The 22,991-nt window shown below is 69.0% G+C and carries 24 protein-coding genes; 16 read left to right on the plus strand and 8 right to left on the minus strand.

All coding sequences use genetic code 11. The annotated features are described in order from the left end of the window. Nucleotides 1-158: 158 nt before the first annotated feature. Both IEX18_RS07905 and lldD read left to right on the plus strand, forming a co-directional pair. Nucleotides 159-1,361 carry a sugar MFS transporter gene (locus IEX18_RS07905; protein WP_373284539.1) on the plus strand — a complete coding sequence of 401 codons (1,203 nt, stop codon included), beginning with the start codon at nt 159-161 and terminating at the stop codon, nt 1,359-1,361. Continuing rightward, on the plus strand, nt 1,358-2,509 hold the full coding sequence (lldD, locus tag IEX18_RS07910; RefSeq protein WP_188658188.1) for an FMN-dependent L-lactate dehydrogenase LldD: 1,152 nt from the start codon (nt 1,358-1,360) through the stop codon (nt 2,507-2,509). The genes IEX18_RS07905 and lldD overlap by 4 nt, the downstream gene beginning before the upstream one ends. Before the next feature lie 30 nt (nt 2,510-2,539). Here the strand turns inward: lldD and IEX18_RS07915 are convergent, their stop codons facing one another. Together IEX18_RS07915 and ppk2 are read right to left on the minus strand one after the other, a co-directional pair. Next, a complete protein-coding gene (locus tag IEX18_RS07915) occupies nt 2,540-2,767 on the minus strand; it encodes a DUF7957 family protein (RefSeq protein ID WP_188658189.1) in 228 nt (75 codons plus the stop codon). Between the two features lie 200 nt (nt 2,768-2,967). Beyond that, the gene (gene ppk2, locus IEX18_RS07920) at nt 2,968-3,732 is read right to left on the minus strand and encodes a polyphosphate kinase 2 (RefSeq protein WP_188658190.1); all 765 of its coding nucleotides are present in this window, start codon (nt 3,730-3,732) and stop codon (nt 2,968-2,970) included. 187 nt (nt 3,733-3,919) lie between these two features. Here ppk2 and IEX18_RS07925 point away from each other — a divergent pair, with 187 nt between their 5' ends. The 6 genes from IEX18_RS07925 to IEX18_RS07950 all read left to right on the plus strand — a co-directional run bounded on the left by IEX18_RS07925 (nt 3,920) and on the right by IEX18_RS07950 (nt 11,620). After that, nucleotides 3,920-6,394 carry a PhoX family protein gene (locus tag IEX18_RS07925; protein WP_188658191.1) on the plus strand — a complete coding sequence of 825 codons (2,475 nt, stop codon included), beginning with the start codon at nt 3,920-3,922 and terminating at the stop codon, nt 6,392-6,394. Nucleotides 6,395-6,671: 277 nt separating this feature from the next. Next, nucleotides 6,672-7,829 (plus strand): lycopene beta-cyclase CrtY, encoded by a 1,158-nt coding sequence (gene crtY, locus IEX18_RS07930; protein WP_188658192.1) that lies wholly within the window; start codon nt 6,672-6,674, stop codon nt 7,827-7,829. Continuing rightward, the gene (locus IEX18_RS07935) at nt 7,826-9,301 is read left to right on the plus strand and encodes a phytoene desaturase (RefSeq protein WP_188658193.1); all 1,476 of its coding nucleotides are present in this window, start codon (nt 7,826-7,828) and stop codon (nt 9,299-9,301) included. The genes crtY and IEX18_RS07935 overlap by 4 nt, the downstream gene beginning before the upstream one ends. A 127-nt stretch (nt 9,302-9,428) precedes the next feature. Next, nucleotides 9,429-9,770, plus strand: a complete 342-nt coding sequence (locus IEX18_RS07940) for a hypothetical protein (RefSeq protein WP_188658194.1) — start codon at nt 9,429-9,431, stop codon at nt 9,768-9,770. A 324-nt stretch (nt 9,771-10,094) separates the two neighbouring features. After that, nucleotides 10,095-10,676, plus strand: a complete 582-nt coding sequence (locus IEX18_RS07945; protein WP_188658195.1) for an LOG family protein — start codon at nt 10,095-10,097, stop codon at nt 10,674-10,676. Next, on the plus strand, nt 10,673-11,620 hold the full coding sequence (locus IEX18_RS07950; protein WP_188658196.1) for a phytoene/squalene synthase family protein: 948 nt from the start codon (nt 10,673-10,675) through the stop codon (nt 11,618-11,620). Before IEX18_RS07945 ends, IEX18_RS07950 begins: the two co-directional genes overlap by 4 nt. A 227-nt stretch (nt 11,621-11,847) precedes the next feature. Here IEX18_RS07950 and IEX18_RS07955 read toward each other — a convergent pair whose 3' ends face one another. After that, nucleotides 11,848-12,078 (minus strand): hypothetical protein, encoded by a 231-nt coding sequence (locus IEX18_RS07955; protein WP_188658197.1) that lies wholly within the window; start codon nt 12,076-12,078, stop codon nt 11,848-11,850. 107 nt (nt 12,079-12,185) lie between these two features. On the opposite strand from IEX18_RS07955, the gene IEX18_RS07960 reads away from it, so the two are divergent. After that, a complete protein-coding gene (locus IEX18_RS07960) occupies nt 12,186-14,003 on the plus strand; it encodes an ABCB family ABC transporter ATP-binding protein/permease (protein ID WP_188658198.1) in 1,818 nt (605 codons plus the stop codon). Nucleotides 14,004-14,022: 19 nt separating this feature from the next. Continuing rightward, on the plus strand, nt 14,023-14,928 hold the full coding sequence (locus IEX18_RS07965) for a hypothetical protein (RefSeq protein ID WP_188658199.1): 906 nt from the start codon (nt 14,023-14,025) through the stop codon (nt 14,926-14,928). Nucleotides 14,929-15,215: 287 nt separating this feature from the next. Here IEX18_RS07965 and IEX18_RS07970 read toward each other — a convergent pair whose 3' ends face one another. Next, nucleotides 15,216-15,488 (minus strand): GNAT family N-acetyltransferase, encoded by a 273-nt coding sequence (locus IEX18_RS07970; protein WP_188658200.1) that lies wholly within the window; start codon nt 15,486-15,488, stop codon nt 15,216-15,218. 129 nt (nt 15,489-15,617) lie between these two features. Here IEX18_RS07970 and recQ point away from each other — a divergent pair, with 129 nt between their 5' ends. Genes recQ through IEX18_RS07990 form a run of 4 tightly spaced genes read left to right on the plus strand, consistent with a single transcriptional unit; the run spans nt 15,618 to nt 18,666 of the window. Further along, nucleotides 15,618-17,393, plus strand: a complete 1,776-nt coding sequence (gene recQ, locus IEX18_RS07975; RefSeq protein ID WP_188658201.1) for a DNA helicase RecQ — start codon at nt 15,618-15,620, stop codon at nt 17,391-17,393. A 57-nt stretch (nt 17,394-17,450) separates the two neighbouring features. Then, nucleotides 17,451-17,879: a protein tyrosine phosphatase family protein gene (locus IEX18_RS07980; protein WP_188658202.1), complete on the plus strand. Its 429-nt coding sequence runs from the start codon at nt 17,451-17,453 to the stop codon at nt 17,877-17,879. After that, nucleotides 17,876-18,289 (plus strand): hypothetical protein, encoded by a 414-nt coding sequence (locus IEX18_RS07985; protein ID WP_229664438.1) that lies wholly within the window; start codon nt 17,876-17,878, stop codon nt 18,287-18,289. Before IEX18_RS07980 ends, IEX18_RS07985 begins: the two co-directional genes overlap by 4 nt. Beyond that, complete coding sequence (locus IEX18_RS07990; protein ID WP_229664439.1) at nt 18,286-18,666, plus strand: hypothetical protein; 381 nt, start codon at nt 18,286-18,288, stop codon at nt 18,664-18,666. The genes IEX18_RS07985 and IEX18_RS07990 overlap by 4 nt, the downstream gene beginning before the upstream one ends. Nucleotides 18,667-18,844: 178 nt before the next feature. Here IEX18_RS07990 and IEX18_RS07995 read toward each other — a convergent pair whose 3' ends face one another. From IEX18_RS07995 to IEX18_RS08010, 4 genes are all read right to left on the minus strand, one after another. Beyond that, nucleotides 18,845-20,140 carry an Nramp family divalent metal transporter gene (locus tag IEX18_RS07995; RefSeq protein WP_229664440.1) on the minus strand — a complete coding sequence of 432 codons (1,296 nt, stop codon included), beginning with the start codon at nt 20,138-20,140 and terminating at the stop codon, nt 18,845-18,847. Between the two features lie 137 nt (nt 20,141-20,277). Continuing rightward, nucleotides 20,278-21,702, minus strand: a complete 1,425-nt coding sequence (locus tag IEX18_RS08000) for an ammonium transporter (RefSeq protein ID WP_188658203.1) — start codon at nt 21,700-21,702, stop codon at nt 20,278-20,280. Between the two features lie 17 nt (nt 21,703-21,719). Then, entirely contained in the window at nt 21,720-22,058 is a 339-nt protein-coding gene (locus IEX18_RS08005; RefSeq protein WP_188658204.1) for a P-II family nitrogen regulator, read from the minus strand. Nucleotides 22,059-22,203: 145 nt separating this feature from the next. Next, nucleotides 22,204-22,404 carry a putative signal transducing protein gene (locus IEX18_RS08010; RefSeq protein ID WP_188658645.1) on the minus strand — a complete coding sequence of 67 codons (201 nt, stop codon included), beginning with the start codon at nt 22,402-22,404 and terminating at the stop codon, nt 22,204-22,206. Nucleotides 22,405-22,452: 48 nt separating this feature from the next. On the opposite strand from IEX18_RS08010, the gene IEX18_RS08015 reads away from it, so the two are divergent. Beyond that, nucleotides 22,453-22,698, plus strand: a complete 246-nt coding sequence (locus IEX18_RS08015) for a type II toxin-antitoxin system CcdA family antitoxin (protein WP_188658205.1) — start codon at nt 22,453-22,455, stop codon at nt 22,696-22,698. Then, nucleotides 22,698-22,988 carry a CcdB family protein gene (locus tag IEX18_RS08020; RefSeq protein WP_188658206.1) on the plus strand — a complete coding sequence of 97 codons (291 nt, stop codon included), beginning with the start codon at nt 22,698-22,700 and terminating at the stop codon, nt 22,986-22,988. The genes IEX18_RS08015 and IEX18_RS08020 overlap by 1 nt, the downstream gene beginning before the upstream one ends. Nucleotides 22,989-22,991 lie beyond the last annotated feature (3 nt).

The raw sequence follows: 22,991 nt of genomic DNA on the forward strand, positions 1-22,991 counted from the left end.
GAAATGCGGTTTCACATTGACAGGGTCTCTGTTAGGCAGCTTCCGCAAGGCCGCAGAAGCCGGGAAGTGGAACGATGGGAGGAGGATCGACCGTGACCGACAGGAACAGCCCGCACGCGGCGTCCGGCGAGCGGCTCGGCGCCGGATCGCGCGCGCCGCTGCTGCCGCTCGCCCTCGTCGTCGCCCTGTTCTTCCTGTGGGGCGTGGCGAACAATCTCAACGACGTGCTGATCGCCCATTTCAAGGGATTGTTCACGCTCAGCGACTTCGAGGCGGGGCTGGTCCAGTCGGCCTTCTATCTCGGCTATTTCTGCCTCGCGATCCCGGCGGCGCTGTTCATGCGCCGCTTCGGCTACCGCGCCGCGGTGCTGCTCGGCCTCTGCCTGTACGGGATCGGCGCGCTGCTCTTCTGGCCGGCGGCCGGGTTGGCGAGCTATCCCGCCTTCCTGCTGGCCCTGTTCGTCATCGCCAGCGGCCTCGGCTTTCTCGAGACCTCGGCCAACCCGCTGATCGCGCGCATGGGCGACGAGGCGAGCGCCGCGCGGCGGCTCAACCTCGCCCAGGCCTTCAATCCGCTCGGGTCGATCGTCGGGGTGCTGATCGGCCGCGCCTTCATCCTGTCCGACACCGGCGATCACAGCGCCACCGCGGTGCAGGGACCGTATCTCGCCATCGGACTCGGCGTGTTCCTCTGGGCGCTGCTGATCCGCCTGGTCCGCTTTCCGCCCGTCGCGACCGCGCGCGACGCCGACGAAGGGGTCGGCGCGGCGGGCGATTTCCGGGCGGTGCTGCGCCGGCGACAGGTGCTGCTGGGGATCGCCGCGCAATTCTTCTACGTGGGCGCGCAGGTGGGAGTGTGGAGCTTCCTGATCCGCTATGCCGAGGTCGCGGTGCCGGGCACCGCACCGCGCGCCGCGTCCGACTATCTCACCGCCTCGCTCGTCCTGTTCATGGCCGGGCGGTTCGCCGGGGCGATGCTGATGGGCCGGGTGGCACCCCGGCGGCTGCTCGCCCTGTTCGCCGCGATCGGCGGTGCCTGCTGCCTGTTCGCGACGCTCGCCGGGGGGCATGCCGGGGTGCTCGCGCTGGTCGCCAGCAGCTTCTTCATGTCGATCATGTACCCGACGATCTTCGCGGAGAGCGTCCATGGACTGGGCGGCCTGACCAAGTCCGCCTCGGCGCTGCTGGTCATGGCGATCATCGGCGGCGCCGTGTTCCCGGCGCTGATGGGGCTGGTCTCCGATGCCAGCGGCACGATCGTGCGCGCGATGTCGGTGCCGGCGGTCTGCTTCGCCGTCGTCCTCGCCTTCGCGCTGGCCCCGCGCGGCGCCGCGCGGTCGTCCGCCTCGCCGGACGCATGACGGTCATCGCCTCGACCCTCGACTTCCGGGAGGCGGCACGGCGTCGCCTGCCGCGCTTCCTGTTCGACTATGCCGATGGCGGTGCCTATGCCGAGGCGACGCTGCAGGCGAACGTGAACGATCTCCAGGCGGTGGCGCTGCGCCAGCGCGTACTCGCCGACGTCGCCGAGCTCGACCTGTCGACCACGCTGTTCGGCCGCACGCTGCCGATGCCGGTCGCGCTCGCGCCGATCGGCATTGGCGGCATGTACCGGCGGCGCGGCGAGACGCAGGCGGCGCGGGCGGCCCATGCGCGCGGCCTCCCCTTCACCCTGTCGACGGTCGCCCTCTGCTCGCTCGCCGAGGTGCGCCGCGCGGCGCCGGGGCCGCTCTGGTTCCAGCTCTACGTCCTACGCGACCGCGGCTTCATGCGCGAGCTGATCGCGCGCGCGCAGGCGGCGGGGGCGGAGGCGCTGGTCTTCACGGTCGACATGCCGGTGCCCGGCGCCCGCTATCGCGATGCGCGTTCCGGCATGTCCGGTCCGCGCGCGCCGCTCCGCCGCGTGTTGCAGGCGATGGGCAGGCCGGCCTGGGCATGGGACGTGGGGCTGCGCGGCCGACCGCATCGGCTCGGCAACCTCGAACCCGTGCTCGGCAGGGCGAGCGGGATGGCCGACTATATGGGCTGGCTCGCCGCCAATTTCGATCCGTCGATCCGCTGGGCCGATCTCGACTGGATCCGGGCGGCGTGGAGCGGTCCCCTGATCCTCAAGGGCGTGCTCGACCCCGAAGACGCGACGGCGGCCGCGGCGGTGGGCGCGGACGGCATCGTCGTGTCCAATCATGGCGGCCGGCAGCTCGACGGCGTGCTTTCCACCGCCCGCGCGCTGCCGGCGATCGCCGACGCCGTGGGCGACCGGCTGACGGTCCTGGCCGATTCGGGGGTGCGATCGGGCCTCGACGTGGTGCGCATGCTGGCGCTCGGCGCGCACGGGGTGCTGCTCGGCCGCGCCTGGCTCTACGCGCTGGCGGCGCGCGGCGAGACCGGCGTCGTGCAGCTGCTGGACCTCGTCGAACGGGAGATGCGGGTCGCCATGACCCTGACGGGCGCCCGGAACGTCGCGGCGATCGATCGATCGATCCTGGCGGAGACCAAGTTTCCTGGCTGACCTTCTGCCGCCCCCTGCGGGATCGCCGGCTCAGGCGGCGACTGCGACGTGTGACCCGGTTTCGGGGCACAGCTCGACCATCAGCCCGCTCCATGTCCGCGCCACCAGCCGACCGCCGACATCCTGCAACGAGACGAAGCAATCCCGCGCTGCCGCCGCCTTGGGCAGGGCGGCGCGCCAACGGACCGCGCCGTCATGCTCGACGCAGACGATGTTGTGGAGGAGATCCTCGCTCGCCGTCGCCCAATAGGTGAGCATGACCTTAGCTTCGTCTTTCAGCGGAACCGTTCGATAGGGTCTGAGCGTCTTCGCCACCGCTGGGCATCCTCCCGTCGCGCGACCCATCTCTATCGTATTGGATCGACAGCATTTTGACGTAAACGGGCGATGCTATGCGGAAGTTGCCGGCCGGTGCGCTGCTTTCGGTTAGTGTCCCAAAATGACGCAGATCCGCCCGATCAGCGCGACAGGCGCTCGTCCTCGACGGCGGCCATCTCAAAGGGAAAGAGGATTGACGGATCGGGCCGTTCGATGCCGTGGACGATCTCGGGCGGCGCGACCGCATGAAGGATGTGGCGGATGATCGCCTTGCGCGCCTTCTTCTTGTCGTCGGCGCGCACGCAGTACCAGGGCGCGAGCGGGCTGTGGGTGCGCGCCAGCATCGTATCGCGCGCGGCCGAATAATCGTCCCACTTGGCCTGGGCGACCGCATCCATGTCGGATACCTTGAGCGCCTTCAACGGATCGGTGCGCCGCGCGTCGAGCCGCTCCTTCTGCTCGTCCTTCGAAATGTCGAGCCAGATCTTGACCAGCTTGATCCCGCTTTCGACCAGCATCCGCTCCAAATCGGGCGCGTCGCGCAGGAACTCGGCCTGTTCGGCCGGGGTGGAGAAGCCCATCACCACCTCCACTCCCGCGCGGTTGTACCAGCTGCGGTTGAAGATCACGAATTCGCCCGCCGCGGGCAGATGCGCGACGTAGCGCTGGAAATACCATTGGGTCCGCTCGCGGTCCGACGGCTTGGGCAGCGCGACGACGCGGGTGGCGCGCACCGACATATGCTCGATGATCCGCTTGATCGCGCCGTCCTTCCCCGCGCCGTCGCGGCCTTCGAGAACCAGGACGATCCGCTCGCCGCTCTGCGCCGCCGCCATCTGGAGCCGGACCAGCGCGAGCTGCAGGGTTTCGAGCGTGTCGAGGCCGTCATCCTTGTCGTGCGCCATCCCGGTTCCCTTCCATCGGTCGATCCGCGCGATCATCACCCAGCCGCCGTCAACGCACCAGCCACCATGCGGGCAACATGACGCCACTGTCATTTTCACGTCATCGAAGCGCAACGCAGGCGACGCAGATCGCGACGATAGCGGCCCCGGGCGACCCGCAACGGGTCGGGCTTCCGGGGACATATCCATGAGCATCAACGACGTGACCGTCGGCTACGACGATGGCGACATCGACACCAATCGCAGCGGCGCACCCAGTCTCAACACCCTGATCGCGGAGCGCTACTCGCGGCGGCAGACGCTGATGGGCGGTATCTCGGCCATGACCACAGCGGTGTTCGGCAGCGCGCTGCTGGCCGGCTGCGGCAGCGACGATCCCGATCCGGTGATGACGGTGACGGCGACCTCGACCGGCGCGACCACCGCCGGCCGTCCGGTCACGCTGACCGGCAACACCTCGACCAACGTCGACAGTGTCGCCTGGACCCAGGTGTCGGGACCGAGCGTGACGATCAGCAACGCCACCTCCGCCACGGCCAGCTTCGTCGCCCCCGCGGTGGCGACCGGCACCGAGATGTCGTTCCGCTTCGACGCGATCAAGGGCGGCACCACCACCTCGACGACGGTCGCCGTGACGGTCGGCGCGCCGGCGCTGGGCTTCACCGCGGTCGCCAAGAGCCTGGCCGACACGGTCGCAGTGCCGAGCGGCTATGCCGTCACCGTCCTCTATCGGCTCGGCGACCCGCTGGCCGCGAGCGTGCCGGCCTTCGCCAATGACGGCACCGACACCAATTTCGCGCAGCGCGCGGGCGACCACCATGACGGCATGACCTATTTCGGCCTGTCGGCCACCGGCACGCCCGACGCGAGCGCGAACGGCCGCGGCCTGCTGGTGCTGAACCACGAGAACATCTCGATCCGCTACCTCCATCCCAACGGCCCGACCAACCTGTCGAGCGGCCCGCGGCCCGAGGCGGAAGCGCTGAAGGAGATCGAGTGCCACGGCGTCTCGGTCGTCGAGGTGACGCAGACCAACGGCAGCTGGTCCTATGTCGTCCAGTCCTCGTTCAACCGCCGCATCACCCCCAACACGCCGATGAGCTTCAGCGGCCCGGTGCGCGGCAATGCGGTGCTGCGCACCCGCTATTCGACCGACGGCACGACGGGCCGCGGCACGATCAACAACTGCGCCAACGGCACGATGCCGTGGCACACCTATCTGACCTGCGAGGAGAATTGGGCCGGCTATTTCCGCCGCCTGGCGGGCGACGCCACGGTGCGGACCAATGCGGGCAACAGCAAGCAGAACGAATCGATGCGCCGCTACGGCATCACCGAAGGCCGGACGGGCAATTACCTCTGGGCGACGGTGTCGCCCTCGGACGCGAGCAACATCACCTATGCGCGCTGGAACGCCACCGCCTCCGCCTCGCTCGCCGCGGACGGCACCGCGGATTTCCGGAACGAGCCGTTCCAATATGGCTGGGTGGTCGAGATCGACCCGTACAATCCCAATTCGGTGCCCCGCAAGCGCACCGCGCTCGGTCGGATGAACCATGAGGGCTGCCAGGTCGGCCGCACCGTCGCGGGAGTGCGCCCCGCCTTCTACATGGGCGACGACGCGCAGAACGAGTACATCTACAAGTTCGTGTCCGCGACGCCCTGGGCGGCGGCCGATGCCAGCGCCACCGACCGGCTGGCGGTGGGTGACAAGTATCTGGACAGCGGCACCCTCTACGTCGCACGCTTCAACGCCGACGGCACGGGCCAGTGGCTGCCGCTGGTCTATGGCCAGGGCCCGCTGACCGGGGCCAACGCCGCCTATCCGTTCGACAGCCAGGCGGACGTGCTGGTCAACACCCGCCTCGCCGCGGATGCGCTGGGCGCTACGCCGATGGACCGGCCGGAATGGACCGCGGTCAACCCGGTCACGGGCGAGATGTACTGCACGCTGACCAACAACTCCTCGCGCACCGCCGCGCGCGTCGATGCCGCCAATCCGCGCGCCTATACCGACCCGAAGACGACCAGCGGCGCGACCACCGGCAACGCCAACGGCCACATCATTCGCCTGCGCGAGACCGGCGACACCAGCGAGGCGACGAGCTTCGCCTGGGACATCTATGCCTTCGGCGCGGGATCGGACCTCGACCCGGCGACGATCAACCTGTCGGGGCTGGACGCCAGCAACGACTTCTCGTCGCCCGACGGGCTCTGGTTCGGACTGCCCAGCAACCCTTCGGGCCAGGTCACCCCGGTGATGTGGATCGAGACCGATGACGGCGCTTATACCGACGTCACCAACTGCATGCTGCTCGCGGCGATCCCGGGCAGCGTCGGCGACGGCGGCACCCGCACCGTCACCAGCACGCTGAGCGGCACCACCAAGACGGTCACGACCCGGATCGGCAAGACGCCCGGCGCGACGCTCCGCCGCTTCCTGGTCGGACCGAAGGAGTGCGAGATCACCGGCATCCACTCGACGCCGGACGGCCGCTCGCTGTTCGTCAACATCCAGCATCCCGGCGAGGATGCGGCGAACCCCAACCAGCCGACCAGCAACTGGCCCTACAGCCAGGGCGGCGCCGCCACGTCGGGCCAGCGCCCGCGCTCGGCGACGATCGTCATCACCCGCAACGACGGCGGCGTGATCGGTCTGTAAGGAGAGGCAGGGCGGCGGTCTCACGGGATCGCCGCCCGCTACTGCGTCATGCCGGGCTCGTCCCGGCATCCACGGTGCCGGGCACGATCGGCGTCGGAATATGCGGAGCAGGAGATCCCCGGGGACAAACCCGGGGTAACGGATGGGTGAACGTCGTCAGAGCTTCAATGCTCTGCACCCGCGCAAGCGCCCGAGAATTGGCGCTCGACCCCCACAGGTTACCCGCGCCGCCAAAGTCCATTCCCCCCGCGGGCGCTTTCGCCTAGCACCGCTCCCCATGGCGGCCACCGAACATTGCGACCTGGCGATCGTCGGGGCGGGCCTGGCCGGCGGGCTGATCGCGCTGGCGGTGCAGGCGCGCCGACCGGGCATCGCCATCCGCCTGATCGACGCCGCGCCGGTGGTCGGCGGCAACCATCGCTGGTCCTTCTTCGCCGACGACATCGCCGCCGCCGACCGCTGGATCGTCGCGCCGCTCGTGACCCAGGGCTGGGCGGCGCACGACGTCGCCTTTCCCGGCCATCACCGCCGCATCGCCAAGCCCTATTTCTCGATCGAGAGCGAGCGGCTGGACGCGGTCGTGCGTCGGGCGGTCCCCGCAGAGGCGTTGATGCTCGGACGGCCGGTCGCCGAGACGAGCGCGACCGGGGTGACGCTGGCCGACGGCACCCGCATCGCCGCGACCGGCGTGATCGACGCGCGCGGCCCCGGTGACCTGTCGGCGCTGGAATGCGGCTGGCAGAAGTTCGTCGGGCGCGAGCTGAGGCTGTCCGCCCCGCATGATGCTCCCGATCCGCGGATCATGGATGCGACCGTGGCGCAGATCGACGGCTATCGCTTCGTCTATTGCCTGCCGCTGGCGGCGGACCGGATGTTCGTCGAGGACACCTATTACAGCGACACGCCCGATCTCGACCGGCCCGCACTGGCGAACCGCATCCACGCCTATGCCGCCACGCGCGGCTGGCAGGTGGCGCAGGCGGCGAACGAGGAGGAGGGCGTGCTGCCGGTGGTGATCGGCGGCGACTTCGACCGCTACTGGGCCTCTACCGGCGCGGTTGCGAAGGCTGGGATGCGGGCCGGGATGTTCCATCCCACCACCGGCTATTCGCTGCCCGACGCGGTGCGCACCGCTGCGACGATCGCCGCCGCGCCCGACCTGTCCGGCCCGGCGCTGCACGAGGCCACGCGGGCGATCGCCGCGCGGCACTGGCGCGCGCGCGGCTTCTATCGCATGCTCGACACGATGCTGTTCCGGGCCGCCGAACCGGCGGAACGCTACCGCATCCTCGAACGCTTCTACCGCCTTTCCCCCGGCCTGATCGGCCGCTTCTATGCTGGTGACACGACGATGAGCGACAAGGCCCGGCTTCTGCTCGGCAAGCCCCCCGTGCCGATCGGCCGCGCGATCCGCGCGATCGGGGGTGCCCGATGAGGCGCGCGGTCGTCATCGGCGCGGGCATGGGCGGCCTGGCGCTGGCGATCCGGCTGCAATCGGCGGGGATCGACACCACCATCGTCGAGTCCCGCGACAAGCCCGGCGGCCGCGCCTATTATTGGGAGCGGGACGGCTTCACCTTCGATGCCGGGCCCACCGTGATCACCGATCCCGATTGCCTGCAGGAGCTGTGGTCGCTGACCGGGCGGCAGATGGCCGACGATGTGGTGCTGGAGCCGGTCAGCCCCTTCTACCGGCTTCATTGGCCGGACGGCACCACCTTCGACTACACCAATGACGACAATGTGCTGCGCGCCGAGATCGAGCGGCTGCATCCGGGCGACTGGGAAGGCTATCAGCGGTTCCTGACCTATTCGGAAGGCGTGTTCCGCGAAGGCTATGAGAAGCTCGGCCATGTCGCCTTTCTCGATTTCGCCTCGATGGTGAAGGCGGCACCGGCGCTGGCGAAATACCAGGCGTGGCGCTCGGTCTATTCGGTCGTGTCGAGCTTCGTGAAGTCGGAGAAGCTGCGCGAGGCGCTGTCCTTCCATACGCTGCTGGTCGGCGGCAACCCGATGACGACCAGCGCCATCTATGCGCTGATCCACAAACTGGAGCGCGACGGCGGCGTGTGGTTCGCGCGGGGCGGCACCAACCGGCTGGTCGCCGGCATGGTCGCGCAGTTCGAGCGGATCGGCGGCCGCCTGCGGCTGGGCGATCCCGTCGAGCGGATCGAGACGCTGGGCGACCGGGCGACGGGCGTCGTCACGCGCAGCGGATGGCGGGCGGAGGCGGACATGGTGGCGAGCAACGCCGACATCATGCACAGCTATCGCGACCTGCTGCTCGACTCCCGGTCGGCGCAGCGAACGAAGGCGCGGCTGGAGCGCAAGCGCTATTCGCCCTCGCTGTTCGTGGTGCATTTCGGGATCAAGGGCGCCTGGCCGGGCATCCCGCACCACATGATCCTGTTCGGCCCGCGCTATCGCGGACTGCTGGAGGATATCTACGACCACGGCGTGCTGTCGGAGGATTTCTCCCTCTACCTCCACCATCCGACCGTGACCGATCCGTCGCTCGCGCCGGAGGGTCATTCGACCTTCTACGCGCTGGCCCCCGTGCCGCATCTGGGCAAGTTCCCGGTCGACTGGGCGGAGATCGGGCCGATCCTCGAACGCCGCATTCTCGACGAAGTCGGCCGGCGGTTCATTCCCGATATCCACGAGCGGATTGTCACGAAATTCAGCTACGCGCCATCGGACTTCGCCACCGATCTCAACGCCCATCTCGGCAGCGCCTTCAGCCTGGAGCCGGTGCTGACGCAGAGCGCCTATTTCCGCGTCCACAATCGCGACGATGCGATACCAAATTTGTTCTTCGTCGGCGCCGGGACGCATCCGGGGGCCGGGATCCCGGGCGTGGTCGGCAGCGCCAAGGCAACGGCCGCGCTGATGCTGGAGAGCCGGTAGAACTTCGTGCGATGATTGTCGCCGATCAATCCGATTATGGTGAGCCGCAGCTTTACTCCTACCTACATTTATGAAAGTATGGTGATAGAAGGCATTGTGGATGCCCTGCACGGTTGAGGATGATCCTATGGCGAAGCTCCTGCGTGATGCGCTGATTGGAGCATCCTGCTGGGCTGCCTGCATCGCCCCCGCCCATGCCAGCACCGTCGTCGACCGCCCTGCTCCGGCCAGCGCCGCCGAGCTGATGGATGCCGCGCCCGCCGCGAACCAGACGATCGCCGTCCGGCCCGCACCCCGCACCGAGAATGCGTTCGAGGCCGCGCTCGCCGCCTACACGCCCGACTGGATCGCGCCGAACGGGCACGACGTTGCGGTGTTCCTCGATGCGTTTCTGAAGGGTGCCGGGTTGCTGGTGCTGGTCTATGCCTTCATGCAGCGCCGCCTGTTCCTCGGCGGTCGCCGCCGCTAGAGGCTGAACCTACCGGTTAGAGCTTAATTCCTTTGGCCAGAATCGTCGCCCCAGCGCAGGCTGGGGCCTCCGGCGGCTCCTGCGCCGCGCCATAATCGGGAGATCCCAGCCTTCGCTGGGATGACGATTATGGACAACTGGATCTTCCTTTGACCGTTCGCCCTGAGCGCAGTCGAAGGGCCTGAAACTCACCTGTGCTTCGACTTCGCTCAGCACGAACGGGTCAGGATGATGGCGTCCCCCCGGTTCCATCCAAATCGATCACCGCCTGCCCGCCGCGGCCGGCTTGTCGAGCCGGTGCAACTCGCCTAGCGCGCGAAGATCATGAAGCGCCTCGCCATCTATTGCGGCTCCGCCACGCCGTCCGATCCCCTCTATCTCGATTGCGCGCGCGAGGTCGGCCGCACGCTCGCCGAACGCGGCATCGGCATCGTCTATGGCGGCGGCCGGCTGGGGCTGATGGGCGCGGTCGCCGATGCGGCGATGGCCGCGGGCGGCGAGGTGATCGGCGTGATCCCGCAGGCTCTGGTCGATGCCGAGGTCGCGCATCGCGACCTGACCGAGCTGCATGTCGTGCCCGGGATGCACGAGCGGAAAAAGGCGTTCACCGATCTCGCCGACGGCTTCGTCACCATCCCGGGCGGCACCGGCACCATGGACGAGCTGTGGGAGGCGCTGAGCTGGGCGCAGCTCGGCTATCACGCCGATCCGGTCGGGCTGCTCAACGTCGCCGGCTATTATGACGCGCTGATCGCCTTTTGGGAGAAGATGGCCGCGACCGGCTTCCTGCGCCCGCAGCATCGCGACCTGCTGATCGTCGCCGATAGGCTCGACCTGCTGCTCGATCGGATGGCGGCGCACCGGCCGACCCAGCCGATCGTGCGCATGTCCGCCGCGGACCTTTGAGCGGAGCGCTGCCCACCCGCGACGCGATCGTCGCCACCGCGCGCGAATCGATCGCGCGCGGCTCCAAGAGCTTCGCCGCCGCCAGCCTGTTGTTCGACCGTCCGACCCGCGCGCGCGCTTGGCTGCTCTACGCCTGGTGCCGCCGCTGCGACGATATCGCCGACGGGCAGGACCATGGCCATGGCATGACCGTGCGCCCCGGTGCCCGGGCGCGGCTCGCCGACCTGGCGGCGAAGACCGAGGCGGCGCTGGCGGGCGAGGTGGTGGGCGATCCGGCCTTCGACGCGCTGCGCATCGTCGCGGCCGAGACGGCGATGCCCCCCGCCTTCGCGCGAGACCTGATCGCGGGCTTCGCGCTCGATGCGGAGGAGTGGCGGCCGCAGACCGAGGCCGACCTCTACCGCTATTGCTACCATGTCGCGGGCGTGGTCGGCTGCATGATGGCGGTGGTGATGGGGGTCAGCCCCGAGGACGACGCGACGCTCGACCGCGCCTGCGATCTCGGCATGGCGTTCCAGCTCGCCAACATCGCCCGCGACCTCGACGAGGACGACCGGGCCGGCCGCTGCTACCTGCCCGCCGACTGGCTTGCCGAGCTGGGCATCGCGCCGGGTCGCCTGTTCGCGCCCGAGCACCGCCCGCAGGTCGCGATGCTCGCGCGCCGGCTGGCCGACAGGGCCGCCGCGTTCGAGGCGAGCGCGCGGCGCGGCACCCCCGCCCTCTCCTTCCGCTCGGCCTGGGCGGTATTGGCGGCGGCGGCCATCTATGGCGCGATCGGCCGCAAGGTCGCGGCGCGCGGCGAGCGGGCGTGGGACAGGCGGGTGACGACGGGCAAGCTGGAGAAGCTGGGCTTCATCGCGACCGCGGCGCGGCAGGCGCGGGCGAGGATCGCGCTGTACCCAGCCGCCCCGCGCGATCCGCGGCTGTGGACGCGGCCGCGCTGACGCTCTTACCAGCTCCGTCCTTGCCGCGAGGGCGAAACCGTCGCGATTGGCCGAGCCATCAGCCCCTTCGTCCACCCCGGCGAAGGCCGGGGTCCAGTTGGGTGAAGCTTTGCAATAACGTACTACCATCTCCCGACTGGACCCTGGCCTTCGCCGGGGTGGACGGAAAAGTTTTGCAGAAGTTTCACCGTCGTAGGAATGACGGAAGTGGGTGGTGCGAAAAGCGCCTAACCCCGAACCTTCGGCTTGCCCGCCGCCGCAATCTCGGCACCGGCCCTGCGGCAGTCCGCTCCGATCACCGGGAACGGCACATCCGTATTCCGGGCGATCTGGTCGGGCAGGGCCGCGCGGCATTGCGCCATGGTTGCGTAGCGCTGGGGCACCAGTCGCGCCTGCTGGCACTGCTCGCTGCCGTCGCCGCAGCCTAGGATCGCCATCACGAAGTACATAGGACCCATGACAGGTCCCCCTTCCTGTCATAAAAACCTGCGATAAAGCAGCGGGTTCCGCATCGGATCCGACCAGCCATTGCACGAGCGCCCCGGCGCGCCGACATGGGGGCGGCATGCCTCCCCAATCCCCCTCCCCCGCCACGCCCGACCAGCCGCTGCTTCCCACCCTCCGCCGCTTCCTCCCCTATCTGTGGCCGGCGGGAGAGCCGATGCTGCGCGCGCGGATCGCGGGGGCGATGCTGCTGGTGCTGGCCTCGAAGCTCGTCCAGGTGTTCGGCGCGGCCTATACGCTGAAATATGCGGTCGACCGGATGGCGTCGGGCGACCGATCGGCCGTCACGCTCGTCATGCTGCTGGTCGCCGGCTATGCCGCGGCGCGGTTCGGCACGACGCTGTTCGACAATCTGCGCAATGCCGTTTTCGAGCGGGTCGGGCAGGACGCCACCCGGCGCCTCGCCGCCGACGTCTTCCGCCACCTGCATGGCCTGTCGCTGCGCTTCCACCTGGAGCGGCGCACCGGCGCGGTGACCAAGGTGGTCGAGCGCGGGACGAAGAGCATCGACACGATGCTCTATTTCCTCCTGTTCAACATCGCGCCGACCGTGCTCGAGCTAACGCTGGTGCTCGGCATCTTCTGGAAGAGCTTCGGCATCGCGCTGGTCGGCGCGACGGTGGCGATGGTCGCGGCCTATATCTGGTTCACGCGGATCGTCACCGACTGGCGCAACGCGCTGCGCACCCGGATGAACGACCTCGACACCGGCGCCGTCGCCCATGCGGTCGACTCGCTCCTGAACTTCGAGACGGTGAAGTATTTCGGGGCGGAGGCGCGCGAGGCGCGGCGCTACGAGACCGCGGTCGAGGCCTATGCCCGCGCCGCCACCAAGTCCGAGAACTCGCTGGCGTGGCTCAATATCGGGCAGGCGGCGATTACCAATCTGATGCTGGGCGGCGGCATGGCCTATGTCGCCTGGGGGTGGAGCCGCGGCAACTTCTCGGCGGGCGACGTGGTGTTCGTCTCGACCCTGCTGGCGCAGCTCTTCCGGCCGCTCGACCTGCTCGGCATGGTCTATCGCACGATCCGGCAGGGCGCGATCGACATGGCGTCGATGTTCGAGCTGATCGACACCCCGCCCGAGGTGACCGACGCTGCCGGCGCGCCGGCGCTGCTGGTCGGCCGCGGGCATGTCCGGTTCGAGAATGTCCGCTTCGGATACGAGGCGGAGCGGCCTATCCTCAAGGGGCTCGACCTCGACATTCCGGCCGGCAGCACGGTGGCGGTGGTGGGATCGTCGGGCGCGGGCAAGTCGACGCTCGCACGGCTGCTCTACCGCTTCTACGATGTCGATGGCGGGCGGATCACGATCGACGGCCAGGATGTCCGCGCGGTGACGCAGGCGTCCCTGCGCGCCGCGATCGGCATCGTGCCGCAGGACACGGTGCTGTTCAACGAGACGATCGGCTACAACATCGCCTATGGCCGCGAGGGCGCGGGCGAGGCGGAGGTGGCGCGCGCCGCCGAAGGCGCGGCGATCGCCGGCTTCATCGCCCGCCAGCCGGACGGCTATGCCACCCGCGTCGGCGAGCGCGGGCTGAAACTGTCCGGCGGCGAGAAGCAGCGCGTGGCGATCGCGCGCACGCTGCTGAAAGACCCGCCGATCCTGATCCTCGACGAGGCGACCAGCGCGCTCGACAGCCGGACCGAGGCGGACATCCTCGCGACGCTGGAAGCGGTCGAGCGCGGGCGGACGACGATCGTCATCGCCCATCGCCTGTCGACCGTTGTCGGGGCCGACAGGATCGTGGTGCTGGACGAAGGGCGCGTGGCGGAGATGGGCAGCCACGCCGAGCTGCTGCGCCGCGACGGCCTCTACGCCGCGATGTGGGCGCGACAGGCCGCCGAGCGGGACGCGGCGCTGGCGGCGGCGTAGCAGGCACGGAGGAGGCACGATGCGCTGGATCGGGTTGATGGTCGGACTGGCGCTGACCGCCGCTGCGCCGGTTACGTCGGCGACCTACCGCTGGGTGGAATGGCGGGGCGACCGGCCGCCGCTGACCATCGGCGAGGCCGGTGCGACCGCGACGATCCGGGCGACGCCGTGCGACTCCCGGCGCTTCGACTGTACCCCCGCCGACGCCATGACGACGCCGGTGGTCGAGGTTCGTGCGCCCGGCCTGCCGCCGACGATGCTGACCGGCGAGGCGACCGGCCGCAGCATGGCGCATTTCGTCGGCATCGGCCGGCTGGCGAAGGACGCGCCGCCCAGCGTCATCCTCAACAGCTATTCGGGCGGGGCGCATTGTTGCCAGCATATCCTGGTCGCGACGCCGGCTGCGGCCCGCATCGATGTCGTCGACATGGGCAGCTGGGACGGCGACACGATCGCCTGGCCGCGCGACCTGTCGGGAGACGGGATTGCGGATTTCCGGATCAGCGACAATGCCTTCCTCTACGCCTTCGGCTGCTACGCCTGTAGCTATGCGCCGCCGCGGGTGCTGACGATCCGGCAGGGGCGCAAGGTCGATATCTCCGCCGAGCCCGGCCTGCGCCCGCTCTTCGCCGCCGATCTGGCGCAAGTGCGGCCCCTCTGCCTGAAGGGCGACCGCGCCGCCTGCGCCGCCTATGTCGCCGATGCCGCGCGGCTGGGCCGCACCGCATATGCGTGGCGCGAAATGCTGCGCCATTATGCCCGGCAGGACAGTTGGCCGCTTTATACCGAATGTCGCCGCCGCTCTGCCGATGGCAGCTGCCCGCCGGACCAGACTATTCGCTACGCGACCTATCCGGAAGCGCTGGCGGCGTTTCTGAAGAGGGCGGGGTATATTCCGGATGGGGCACGCCTGCCACTGCGGTGACGGCCCTCCACACTCCACATCATCCCAGCGGAGGCGAGATCCTTGCAAAAGTCGTAACAGCGCCCTTTTCCACTCGTCATCCCGGACGTGTTCCGGGATCCACCGTGCCGCAAGATCAAAGGCTTGAGGATATGCGGAACCGTGGATGCCGGAACGAGTCCGGCATGACGAATTGGCTTTCGCAAAGATCTCGTGGAGGCTGGGATCAGCCAATTCCGATGCGAGGCAAGGGCGCAAGAGGCCCCAGCCGGCGCTAGGGCGACGACTTCGGCCGAGTAGATCAAACCCTACCGCAGCAAGTCCCGATATTCCGGATGCTTCTGGATGAACGCCCGGACGAAGGGGCATTGCGGGATAACCTTCAGCCCCTGATCGCGCACGTCGTCGAGCGCGCCGCGGATCAGGCGGCTGCCGATCCCCCGCCCCTCCACCGCAGGCGGCACGACCGTGTGGGTGAAGACGATCGTGTCGCCCTCCAGCTGATAGGCGGCGACGGCCTGCGCGCCGTCCGCGTCCATCACATATTCCTGTTCGGAGCGGTTGTTGACGACCTGTTGCATGGCTGCCCCAACGCCTTCCGGGCCTGCGGGCTCCGCCGATGATCGGCCTAAACGGCACTCGGCGACCCGGACGTCGTTGCGACGGCGTTACGCTCGACCCGCGCCGCCGCCTCGCCTACAGGGCCGCAGATGGTCATCGACCCGCTTCCCACACTCTCCCGCGTCTTCGGTTTCCCCGCCTTTCGGGGCGTGCAGGAAGAGGTGGTGGCGCGCGTGCTGGCGGGCGAGCGGACGCTGGCGGTGATGCCGACGGGCGCGGGCAAGTCGCTTTGCTACCAACTACCCTCGGTGATGCTGGAGGGGACGTGCGTGGTCGTCTCGCCCTTGATCGCGCTGATGCACGACCAGCTGCGCGCCGCGACCGCGGTGGGCATCCGCGCTGCGACGCTGACATCCGTCGACGAGAATCGCGGCGAGACGATCGCGCGGCTAAAGGCGGGCGAGCTGGACCTACTCTATGTCGCGCCGGAGCGTGCGTCGGGCGGGCATTTCCGCGATCTGCTCGGCAGCGCGAAGCTGTCGCTGTTCGCGATCGACGAGGCGCATTGCGTCAGCGAATGGGGCCACGACTTCCGGCCCGACTATCGCCTGCTCGGGCCGCTGATGGATGCCTTTCCGGAGGTGCCGCGCCTTGCCCTGACGGCGACGGCGGACGCGCATACCCGCGCCGACATCGCCCGCCAGCTCGGCATCCCGGAGGAAGGCACGATCGTGTCGGGCTTCGACCGGCCCAACATCCGCTACACCATCAGCCCGCGCGACCAGATCACGCGGCAGATCGCCGACCTGATCGCGGTCACGCCCGGCCCCGGCATCGTCTATGCGCAGACGCGCGCGCAGACCGAGAAGCTGGCCGAAGCGCTGGGCCGCGCCACCGGGCGACCGACCCGCGCCTATCATGCCGGGCTCGATGCACCGGTGCGCGCGAGGAACCAGGCGGACTTCGTCGCCTCCGAAGACATGGTGATCTGCGCCACCGTCGCCTTCGGCATGGGAATCGACAAGCCCGACGTCCGCTTCGTCGCCCATGCCGGCCTGCCGAAATCGATCGAGGCCTATTATCAGGAGACCGGCCGCGCGGGTCGCGACGGCGACCCGTCGGTCGCGCATCTCTTCTGGGGCGCCGACGACTTCGCCCGCGCGCGCCAGCGGATCGCGGAGGTGGAGCCGGCACGGCAGGCGGGCGAGCGGCAGCGGCTGGCAGCGATGGGCGCGCTGGTCGAGACGGGCGGATGCCGCCGCCGCATCCTGCTGCGCCATTTCGGCGAGAACCCGACCGAGGACTGCGGCAATTGCGACAATTGCCTCGGCTCGGGCGATGCGATCGATGCCACGCAGACGGCACAGAAATATCTCTCGGCCGTGTTCCGCACCGGCCAGATGTTCGGCGCGACCTATATCGAGCAGGTGCTGACCGGCCAGTCGACCGAGCGCAGCCTGACCAGCGGGCACGAGGCGCTGTCGGTCTGGGGGATCGTGGACGGCGACGAGACGCGGCTGCTGAAACCCGTGTTCCGTGCGCTCCAGCTGCGCGACGCGCTGCGCACCAATCCGCATGGCGGGCTGGAGTTCGGCCCCGCCGCCCGCGCGCTGCTGAAGGGTGAGGCGAGCCTGTCGGTCGTCGTCCCGCCCAAGCGCGAGCGGCGGTCCTCGCGGCGCGGCGCGCCGGTCGCGGCGAACCCGGCGGACAATCCCCTGTTCGAGGCGCTGCGCGCGCGCCGACGCGAACTGGCGCAGGAGGCGGGCGTCCCGCCCTATGTGATCTTCCATGATTCGGTGCTGCGCGACATGGCGGCGCAGCGGCCCGCGGGCCGCGCCCAGCTGGCGATGCTGTCCGGCATCGGCGCGCGCAAGCTCGACGCCTATGGCGATGCCTTTCTGGAGGTGATCCGGCAGGCTTCGTGACGCGTGCGTGACGACTTCGCTGCTGACGCGGCGGTTGCGATGAGTTAGGCGGTAACCATGATCCGCCCGCTCAACGACCGTGTCGCCGTCGCCCCCCAGATCCGGCCCGAGGATGTGCCGGCGATCGCGGCGGCGGGCTATGTCGCGATCGTCAACAACCGCCCCGACGGCGAGGAGCCGGGCCAGCCCGATGGCGAGGCGATCCGCGCCGCGGCGGAAGCGGCGGGACTGCGCTACACCGCGATCCCCGTGGGGCGCGAGGGCATGTCGATGCCGATGCTCGACGCGATGGGCGCGGCGCTGACCGCAGCCGAGGGTCCGGTCCTCGCCTATTGCCGGTCGGGCACCCGGTCCTGCAATCTCTGGGCGCTGGCGGCGGCGAAGGGCGGCCGCGACCCCGCGCTGCTGGTCGGCCAGGCGGCGCATGCGGGCTATGATCTTTCGGCGCTGCGGCCGACGCTGGACGCGCTGGCGAACGGACAGTGATCGCGATCACGCCCGAGCTGATCGCGGGAACCGCGGTGGGCGCGGGCAGTGTCGTGCTGCTGGGGGGCGCCGGCTGGCTGCTGCTCCGCCGCCGCCGCCCGGCCCGGATCGAGAGCCCCGAGGATGCGGCGACCGCGGTGGAGACGGTGCTGCCCGGCACCCGCGTCTCCGGCGCCGTGGTGGGGGCGGACGGGATCGGCGCGCTGGCGGTGACCGAGGACGGGCGCGTCGCGGCCGTCAAGCGGCTCGGGCGGCAACTGGTCGCGTGCGAGGTGGCATGGCGCGCCGTGCGCTCGACCGAACGCGGCATATTGGTGGAGACGGGCGACCGGCGGCTGGGCGAGGTGGCGCTCGCCGGGGTCGATGCGCTCGACATTCGCAGGCTGGCCCCTAAATCCTTCCGCGCATGACCGCCGCCAACACCGTCCACGACGTCGCCCACAGCGCCGCCACCCATGCGCGCGAGGCGCCGGCGCTCTACCAGCAATTCATCCAGTGGATCGGCGACGGCACGGGCCTGCCCGACACGATCCTCCACATCCATGCCGGCATGGCCGTGCTGATGATCGCCCGGCTGGTCACCCGCCGCTCGCTGGGCAGCGTGGTGCCGCTGTCGGTGGTGATCGTGGCGGAGGCGTTCAACGAGATCATGGACCGGCTGATGTACGGCAGCTGGCGGTGGGACGACACGCTGGGCGACGTGGCGAACACGCTGTTCTGGCCGACGGCGATCTTCGTGGGGATTCGCTTGCGGCCGATGCTGGATCGGCGGCGGCGGCGGTATTGAGGGGCGACAAAAGCCATCCCCCCCCCCCCCCCGTTCGCACCGGGCTTGTCGAAGCGCTGTTCTTCGCGCCGCAAGCGCTGATGCCCGGCGAAGAAGAGTACATTGCTTCGACTTCGCTCAGCACGAACGGGTGTGAGTGACGGGAAGAAGGTATTGGTGGCCGGACGCTTGCCCCCCCTCAGAACCAGCTCACCACCAGCGCCAGCGTCGCCAGCGCCGTCACCGAGGTCGTCCCCCAGCCTGCCACCGTCAGCAGCCGGCCGTTGCGCCGCGCGCCCATCATCCGCCTATCGCCCGTCATCAGCATCATCATCGCGAGCAGCGGCGGGACGGAGAAGCCCTGGACGATCCCGGACAGGACCAGCGCGCGCATCGGGTTCACGCCGAGGAAGTTGAGCCCCGCCGCGACGACCGTCACGATCACAATCAGCCCGTAGAACAGCCGCGCCTCGGCCGGGCTGTCGTGCAGGCTCCCCTCGCGCCCCAGCCCCTGCACCAGGTCATAGGCCGCGCCCGTCGTCATCACCGGCACGGCGAGGAAGCCGACGCCGACCACGCCCAGCGCGAACAGCCATTTGGCGAAGGGGCCGGCCAGCGGCTCCAGCGCGCCGGCCGCCTGCGCGGCGCTGTCGATCTGCCGGATGCCGGCCGGGTGCAGCGTCGCGGCGGTGGAGAGGATGATGAAATACAGGATGATATTGGCAAAGACCATACCGACCAGCACGTCGCGCCGGGTCCGCGCCAGCTCGCGCCGGCTGGCGCCCCGGCGCTGGCCGGGTGTGGTCAGCCCGTCGGCGATCTGCTCCTCGACCTCCTGGTTCGACTGCCAGGTATAGACATAGGCCGACAGCGAGGTGCCGATGCACGCCACCACCATGGCGAGGAAATCCGACGACAGGCGGATCTGCGGGCTGAGCGTCGCGCGGATCACGGTGCCCCAGTCCGGCTGCGCCATGATCGCGGCGGCGACGTAGGCGAACAGCGCGAGCGTCAGCCAGCGGAAGATGCGGCGGAGCAGTTCGTAGCTGCCGAACAGCTGGAACAGCGCCGCGCCGGCCGCCACCGCCACGACGATCGCCGGGACGGGGATCGGCACCAGCAGGTTGAGCGCCGCGCCGACGCCGCCGAGATTGGCGGCGGCTTCGATCACATTGCCGGTGAAGGCGCCGATCATCAGCGGGTGAAGCAGCCAGCGCGGGTAGCGGTCGCGGATCGCCGCGAACAGTCCCTTGCCATAGACCCGCCCGAGCTTCGCCGAGAGATAGGTGACGACGAACATCATCGGCAGCAGCACCGGTGCGATCCAGAGGAAGGCGAAACCGAACCGCGCACCCGCGCTGGCATAGGTACCGATCGCGGAGGGATCGTCGTCCGCCGCGCCGGTGATCACGCCGGTGCCCAGCCGCCGTAACAGGCCGACCTGTCGTGTCCCGTCCCGCCTGTCGCCCTGCGCCATGCCGCGGTCCTGCACCACCGTGCCGCGGCGTCCTACGATGCAGGTTACGTCGACGAAAAAAGGGCCCGGTACGTCGCCGTACCGGGCCTTCAGTATCGTCCGCAGGAGGAACGTCGGTGGGGGGCGGCCTTCTCGCCGGGCCGCCCCCGATCGGGTCACATATTGTAGGCGCGCTCGCCATGCTCGGCGATGTCGAGCCCCTCGGCCTCGACCTCGGCGGTCGGGCGCAGGCCCATGGTCTTGTCGAGCACGAAGAACAGCACGAAGGAGATCACGCCCGAGAAGACGAGGGTGAAGACCACGGCCTTGATCTGGATCCAGACCTGCGCGGCGATGCTGTAGGTCGCCGGGTCGAAGGTTGCCGGCAGGACGTTGTAGTCGAACACGCCCTGGCCACCGAGAGACGGCGCGGCGACGATGCCGGTCGCGATCGCGCCGACGATGCCGCCGACGCAGTGGACGCCGAACACGTCGAGGCTGTCGTCATAGCCCAGCTTGTTCTTCACGGTCGTCACGAAGACGAAGCAGACGCCGCTCGCCACCGCACCCAGGACGATCGAGGTCATGGGATGGGCAAAGCCTGCCGCCGGGGTGATGGCGACGAGGCCCGCGACCACGCCCGAGGCCGCGCCGAGGAGCGAGGGCTTCTTGTGGACGATCTGCTCGATCAGCGCCCAGGCCACGCCCGCCGCCGCCGTGGCGGTGAAGGTGTTGATGAAGGCGACCGCGGTGACCGCGTTCGATTCGAGGTTGGAGCCGGCGTTGAACCCGAACCAGCCGATCCACAGCAGGCTGGCGCCGATCATGGTCATCACCAGCGAGTGGGGCGGCATCGGCTCGGCCTTGTAGCCGCGGCGCTTGCCGATCACGAGGCAGCCCATCAGGCCCGCGATGCCGGCGTTGATGTGGACGACGGTGCCGCCGGCGAAGTCGAGCGCACCCCAGCCCCAGAGCAGGCCGTGATCGTCAGGGGCGCCGGGCTGGAAGTCCGGGCCCGGCCAGTACCAGACCATGTGGGCCATCGGGAAATAGACGAGCGTCAGCCACAGCACCGTGAAGACGATCAGCGGCGTGAACTTCACCCGCTCCGCGAAGGCGCCGACGATCAGCGCCGGCGTGATGCAGGCGAAGGTCATCTGGAAGATCACGAAGACCAGCTCGGGCAGATAGACGCCGTTCGAGAAGGTCGCGGCGAAGGTGGTCGCGTCGACGCCCTGCAGCCCGATCTTGGAGAAGCCGCCGACGAAGCTGTTGAGCCCGCCGCCGTTGGTGAAGGCCATGGAATAGCCCCAGCTGACCCAGACCAGCGAGGCGACGCAGACGATCGTCAGCACCTGCATCAGCACCGACAGCATGTTCTTGGCGCGCACCAGGCCGCCATAGAAGAGGGCGAGGCCCGGCACCGACATCATCAGCACGAAGGCGGTGGAGACGAGCATCCAGCTCACGTCGCCCTTGTTGACCATCGCCGCGGTCGGCACGACCGGCGCGGCCGGAGCCGCCCCTTGCGCGAACGCGGGCAGAGCGGCGAGCGCCGCGACGCCGAGGGCCGCAGCCCCGGCGAGCTTCCCGATTTTCATGGAACCCCCCTTCATCATCACAGCGCCGAATCGTCGGTCTCGCCGGTGCGGATGCGCACGGCCTGACCGACATCGAGGACGAAGATCTTGCCGTCGCCGATCGCGCCGGTGTTGGCGGACTGCTGGATCGCCTCGACCACCCGGTCGGCGATGCCGCTGGCGCAGACCACCTCGATCTTGATCTTGGGCACCATGTTGGTGCTGTATTCGGCCCCGCGATAGATTTCGGTCTGGCCCTTCTGGCGGCCGAAACCCTTCACCTCGGTGACCGTCATCCCCGCCACGCCCAAGGTGGTGAGGGCTTCCCTCACCTCGTCGAGCTTGAACGGCTTGATGACCGCAATGACCAGCTTCATCCCGCCCCCTTCTTTCGCAAGAGTGTCCGGGGACTGGCATCGCAAGCGTCGTGCCAGTTGCGCGCTGCCCTGTCGCCGCGCGGCGGAGGTCGCTCAGGCCGTAACGAAGCAGTAACTTTTCGGGCAGTTCGGCGCAGATGCCTGTTTATTGGGCAGCGAGGATTGCCTGCGCCGCGGCAAGGTCCTCGTCATCGATCATCACCCGCACCGGGATCAGCAGCCAGCTGCCATCCGCGATGCTCGCGCCGCCATCGAAGGTGACGGCGGGGATCCCCTCCGCCTCCAGCCGCCCGACGATGATATGCGCCTCGTTGCGCGAAAAGCGGCCGAGTTCGACGAGGTTCATGGCATCGCCTTCCTTGACGAGCATCTATCGTGCGCATATCTTGCGCGTATGAAGCACGAGGATATTTCCGCAAGCCGCCGGCGTCCCGTCAACGTCTCGCTGGACACGGGGATCGTCGATGCCGCGCGAAAGGCGGGCATCAACCTGTCGCGTGTGACCGAGGCCGCGCTGCGCGTTGCTGTCAAAAAGGCCGAGGAACAGCGTTGGCGGGAAGAAAACAGAGAAAGCATCGCGCGCTTCAACGCATGGTACGCTGAAAACGGCGACCCGCTCGCGCATTTGCCGGCTCTCTGATGGCGCAGTTCGATGCGGTCAAAGTGACGGGCGGGGTCATTGCGCTGGACTGCCAGTCCGATTTCCTGGCCGATCTAGACACCCGCTTCGTGGTGCCCCTGCGGGCGACCAAACAGGTCGATCTTCCGCGGTTGACACCGACATTCGACGTTGACGGCGAGAGGCTCACCATGATCACGCCGCTTGCCCGCAGCATAAACAAGCGGGACATACTCGGTATCGTCGTATCCTTGTCCGAGCACGAATACGACATCAAGGCGGCCCTGGATTTGTTGATCACCGGCTTCTGACGC

Origin of the sequence: Sphingomonas metalli (assembly GCF_014641735.1) — a bacterium.
Classification (GTDB): Bacteria; Pseudomonadota; Alphaproteobacteria; order Sphingomonadales; family Sphingomonadaceae; genus Sphingomonas; species Sphingomonas metalli.

Coding starts and splice junctions, on each gene's coding strand:
- lldD (WP_188658188.1), top strand. CDS start 1,358: ATGACGGTCATCGCCTCGACCCTCGACTTCCGGGAGGCGGCACGGCGT.
- IEX18_RS07915 (WP_188658189.1), bottom strand. CDS start 2,767: ATGCTCACCTATTGGGCGACGGCGAGCGAGGATCTCCTCCACAACATC.
- ppk2 (WP_188658190.1), bottom strand. CDS start 3,732: ATGGCGCACGACAAGGATGACGGCCTCGACACGCTCGAAACCCTGCAG.
- IEX18_RS07925 (WP_188658191.1), top strand. CDS start 3,920: ATGAGCATCAACGACGTGACCGTCGGCTACGACGATGGCGACATCGAC.
- crtY (WP_188658192.1), top strand. CDS start 6,672: ATGGCGGCCACCGAACATTGCGACCTGGCGATCGTCGGGGCGGGCCTG.
- IEX18_RS07935 (WP_188658193.1), top strand. CDS start 7,826: ATGAGGCGCGCGGTCGTCATCGGCGCGGGCATGGGCGGCCTGGCGCTG.
- IEX18_RS07940 (WP_188658194.1), top strand. CDS start 9,429: ATGGCGAAGCTCCTGCGTGATGCGCTGATTGGAGCATCCTGCTGGGCT.
- IEX18_RS07945 (WP_188658195.1), top strand. CDS start 10,095: ATGAAGCGCCTCGCCATCTATTGCGGCTCCGCCACGCCGTCCGATCCC.
- IEX18_RS07955 (WP_188658197.1), bottom strand. CDS start 12,078: ATGGGTCCTATGTACTTCGTGATGGCGATCCTAGGCTGCGGCGACGGC.
- IEX18_RS07960 (WP_188658198.1), top strand. CDS start 12,186: ATGCCTCCCCAATCCCCCTCCCCCGCCACGCCCGACCAGCCGCTGCTT.
- IEX18_RS07965 (WP_188658199.1), top strand. CDS start 14,023: ATGCGCTGGATCGGGTTGATGGTCGGACTGGCGCTGACCGCCGCTGCG.
- IEX18_RS07970 (WP_188658200.1), bottom strand. CDS start 15,488: ATGCAACAGGTCGTCAACAACCGCTCCGAACAGGAATATGTGATGGAC.
- recQ (WP_188658201.1), top strand. CDS start 15,618: ATGGTCATCGACCCGCTTCCCACACTCTCCCGCGTCTTCGGTTTCCCC.
- IEX18_RS07980 (WP_188658202.1), top strand. CDS start 17,451: ATGATCCGCCCGCTCAACGACCGTGTCGCCGTCGCCCCCCAGATCCGG.
- IEX18_RS07990 (WP_229664439.1), top strand. CDS start 18,286: ATGACCGCCGCCAACACCGTCCACGACGTCGCCCACAGCGCCGCCACC.
- IEX18_RS08000 (WP_188658203.1), bottom strand. CDS start 21,702: ATGAAAATCGGGAAGCTCGCCGGGGCTGCGGCCCTCGGCGTCGCGGCG.
- IEX18_RS08005 (WP_188658204.1), bottom strand. CDS start 22,058: ATGAAGCTGGTCATTGCGGTCATCAAGCCGTTCAAGCTCGACGAGGTG.
- IEX18_RS08010 (WP_188658645.1), bottom strand. CDS start 22,404: ATGAACCTCGTCGAACTCGGCCGCTTTTCGCGCAACGAGGCGCATATC.
- IEX18_RS08015 (WP_188658205.1), top strand. CDS start 22,453: ATGAAGCACGAGGATATTTCCGCAAGCCGCCGGCGTCCCGTCAACGTC.
- IEX18_RS08020 (WP_188658206.1), top strand. CDS start 22,698: ATGGCGCAGTTCGATGCGGTCAAAGTGACGGGCGGGGTCATTGCGCTG.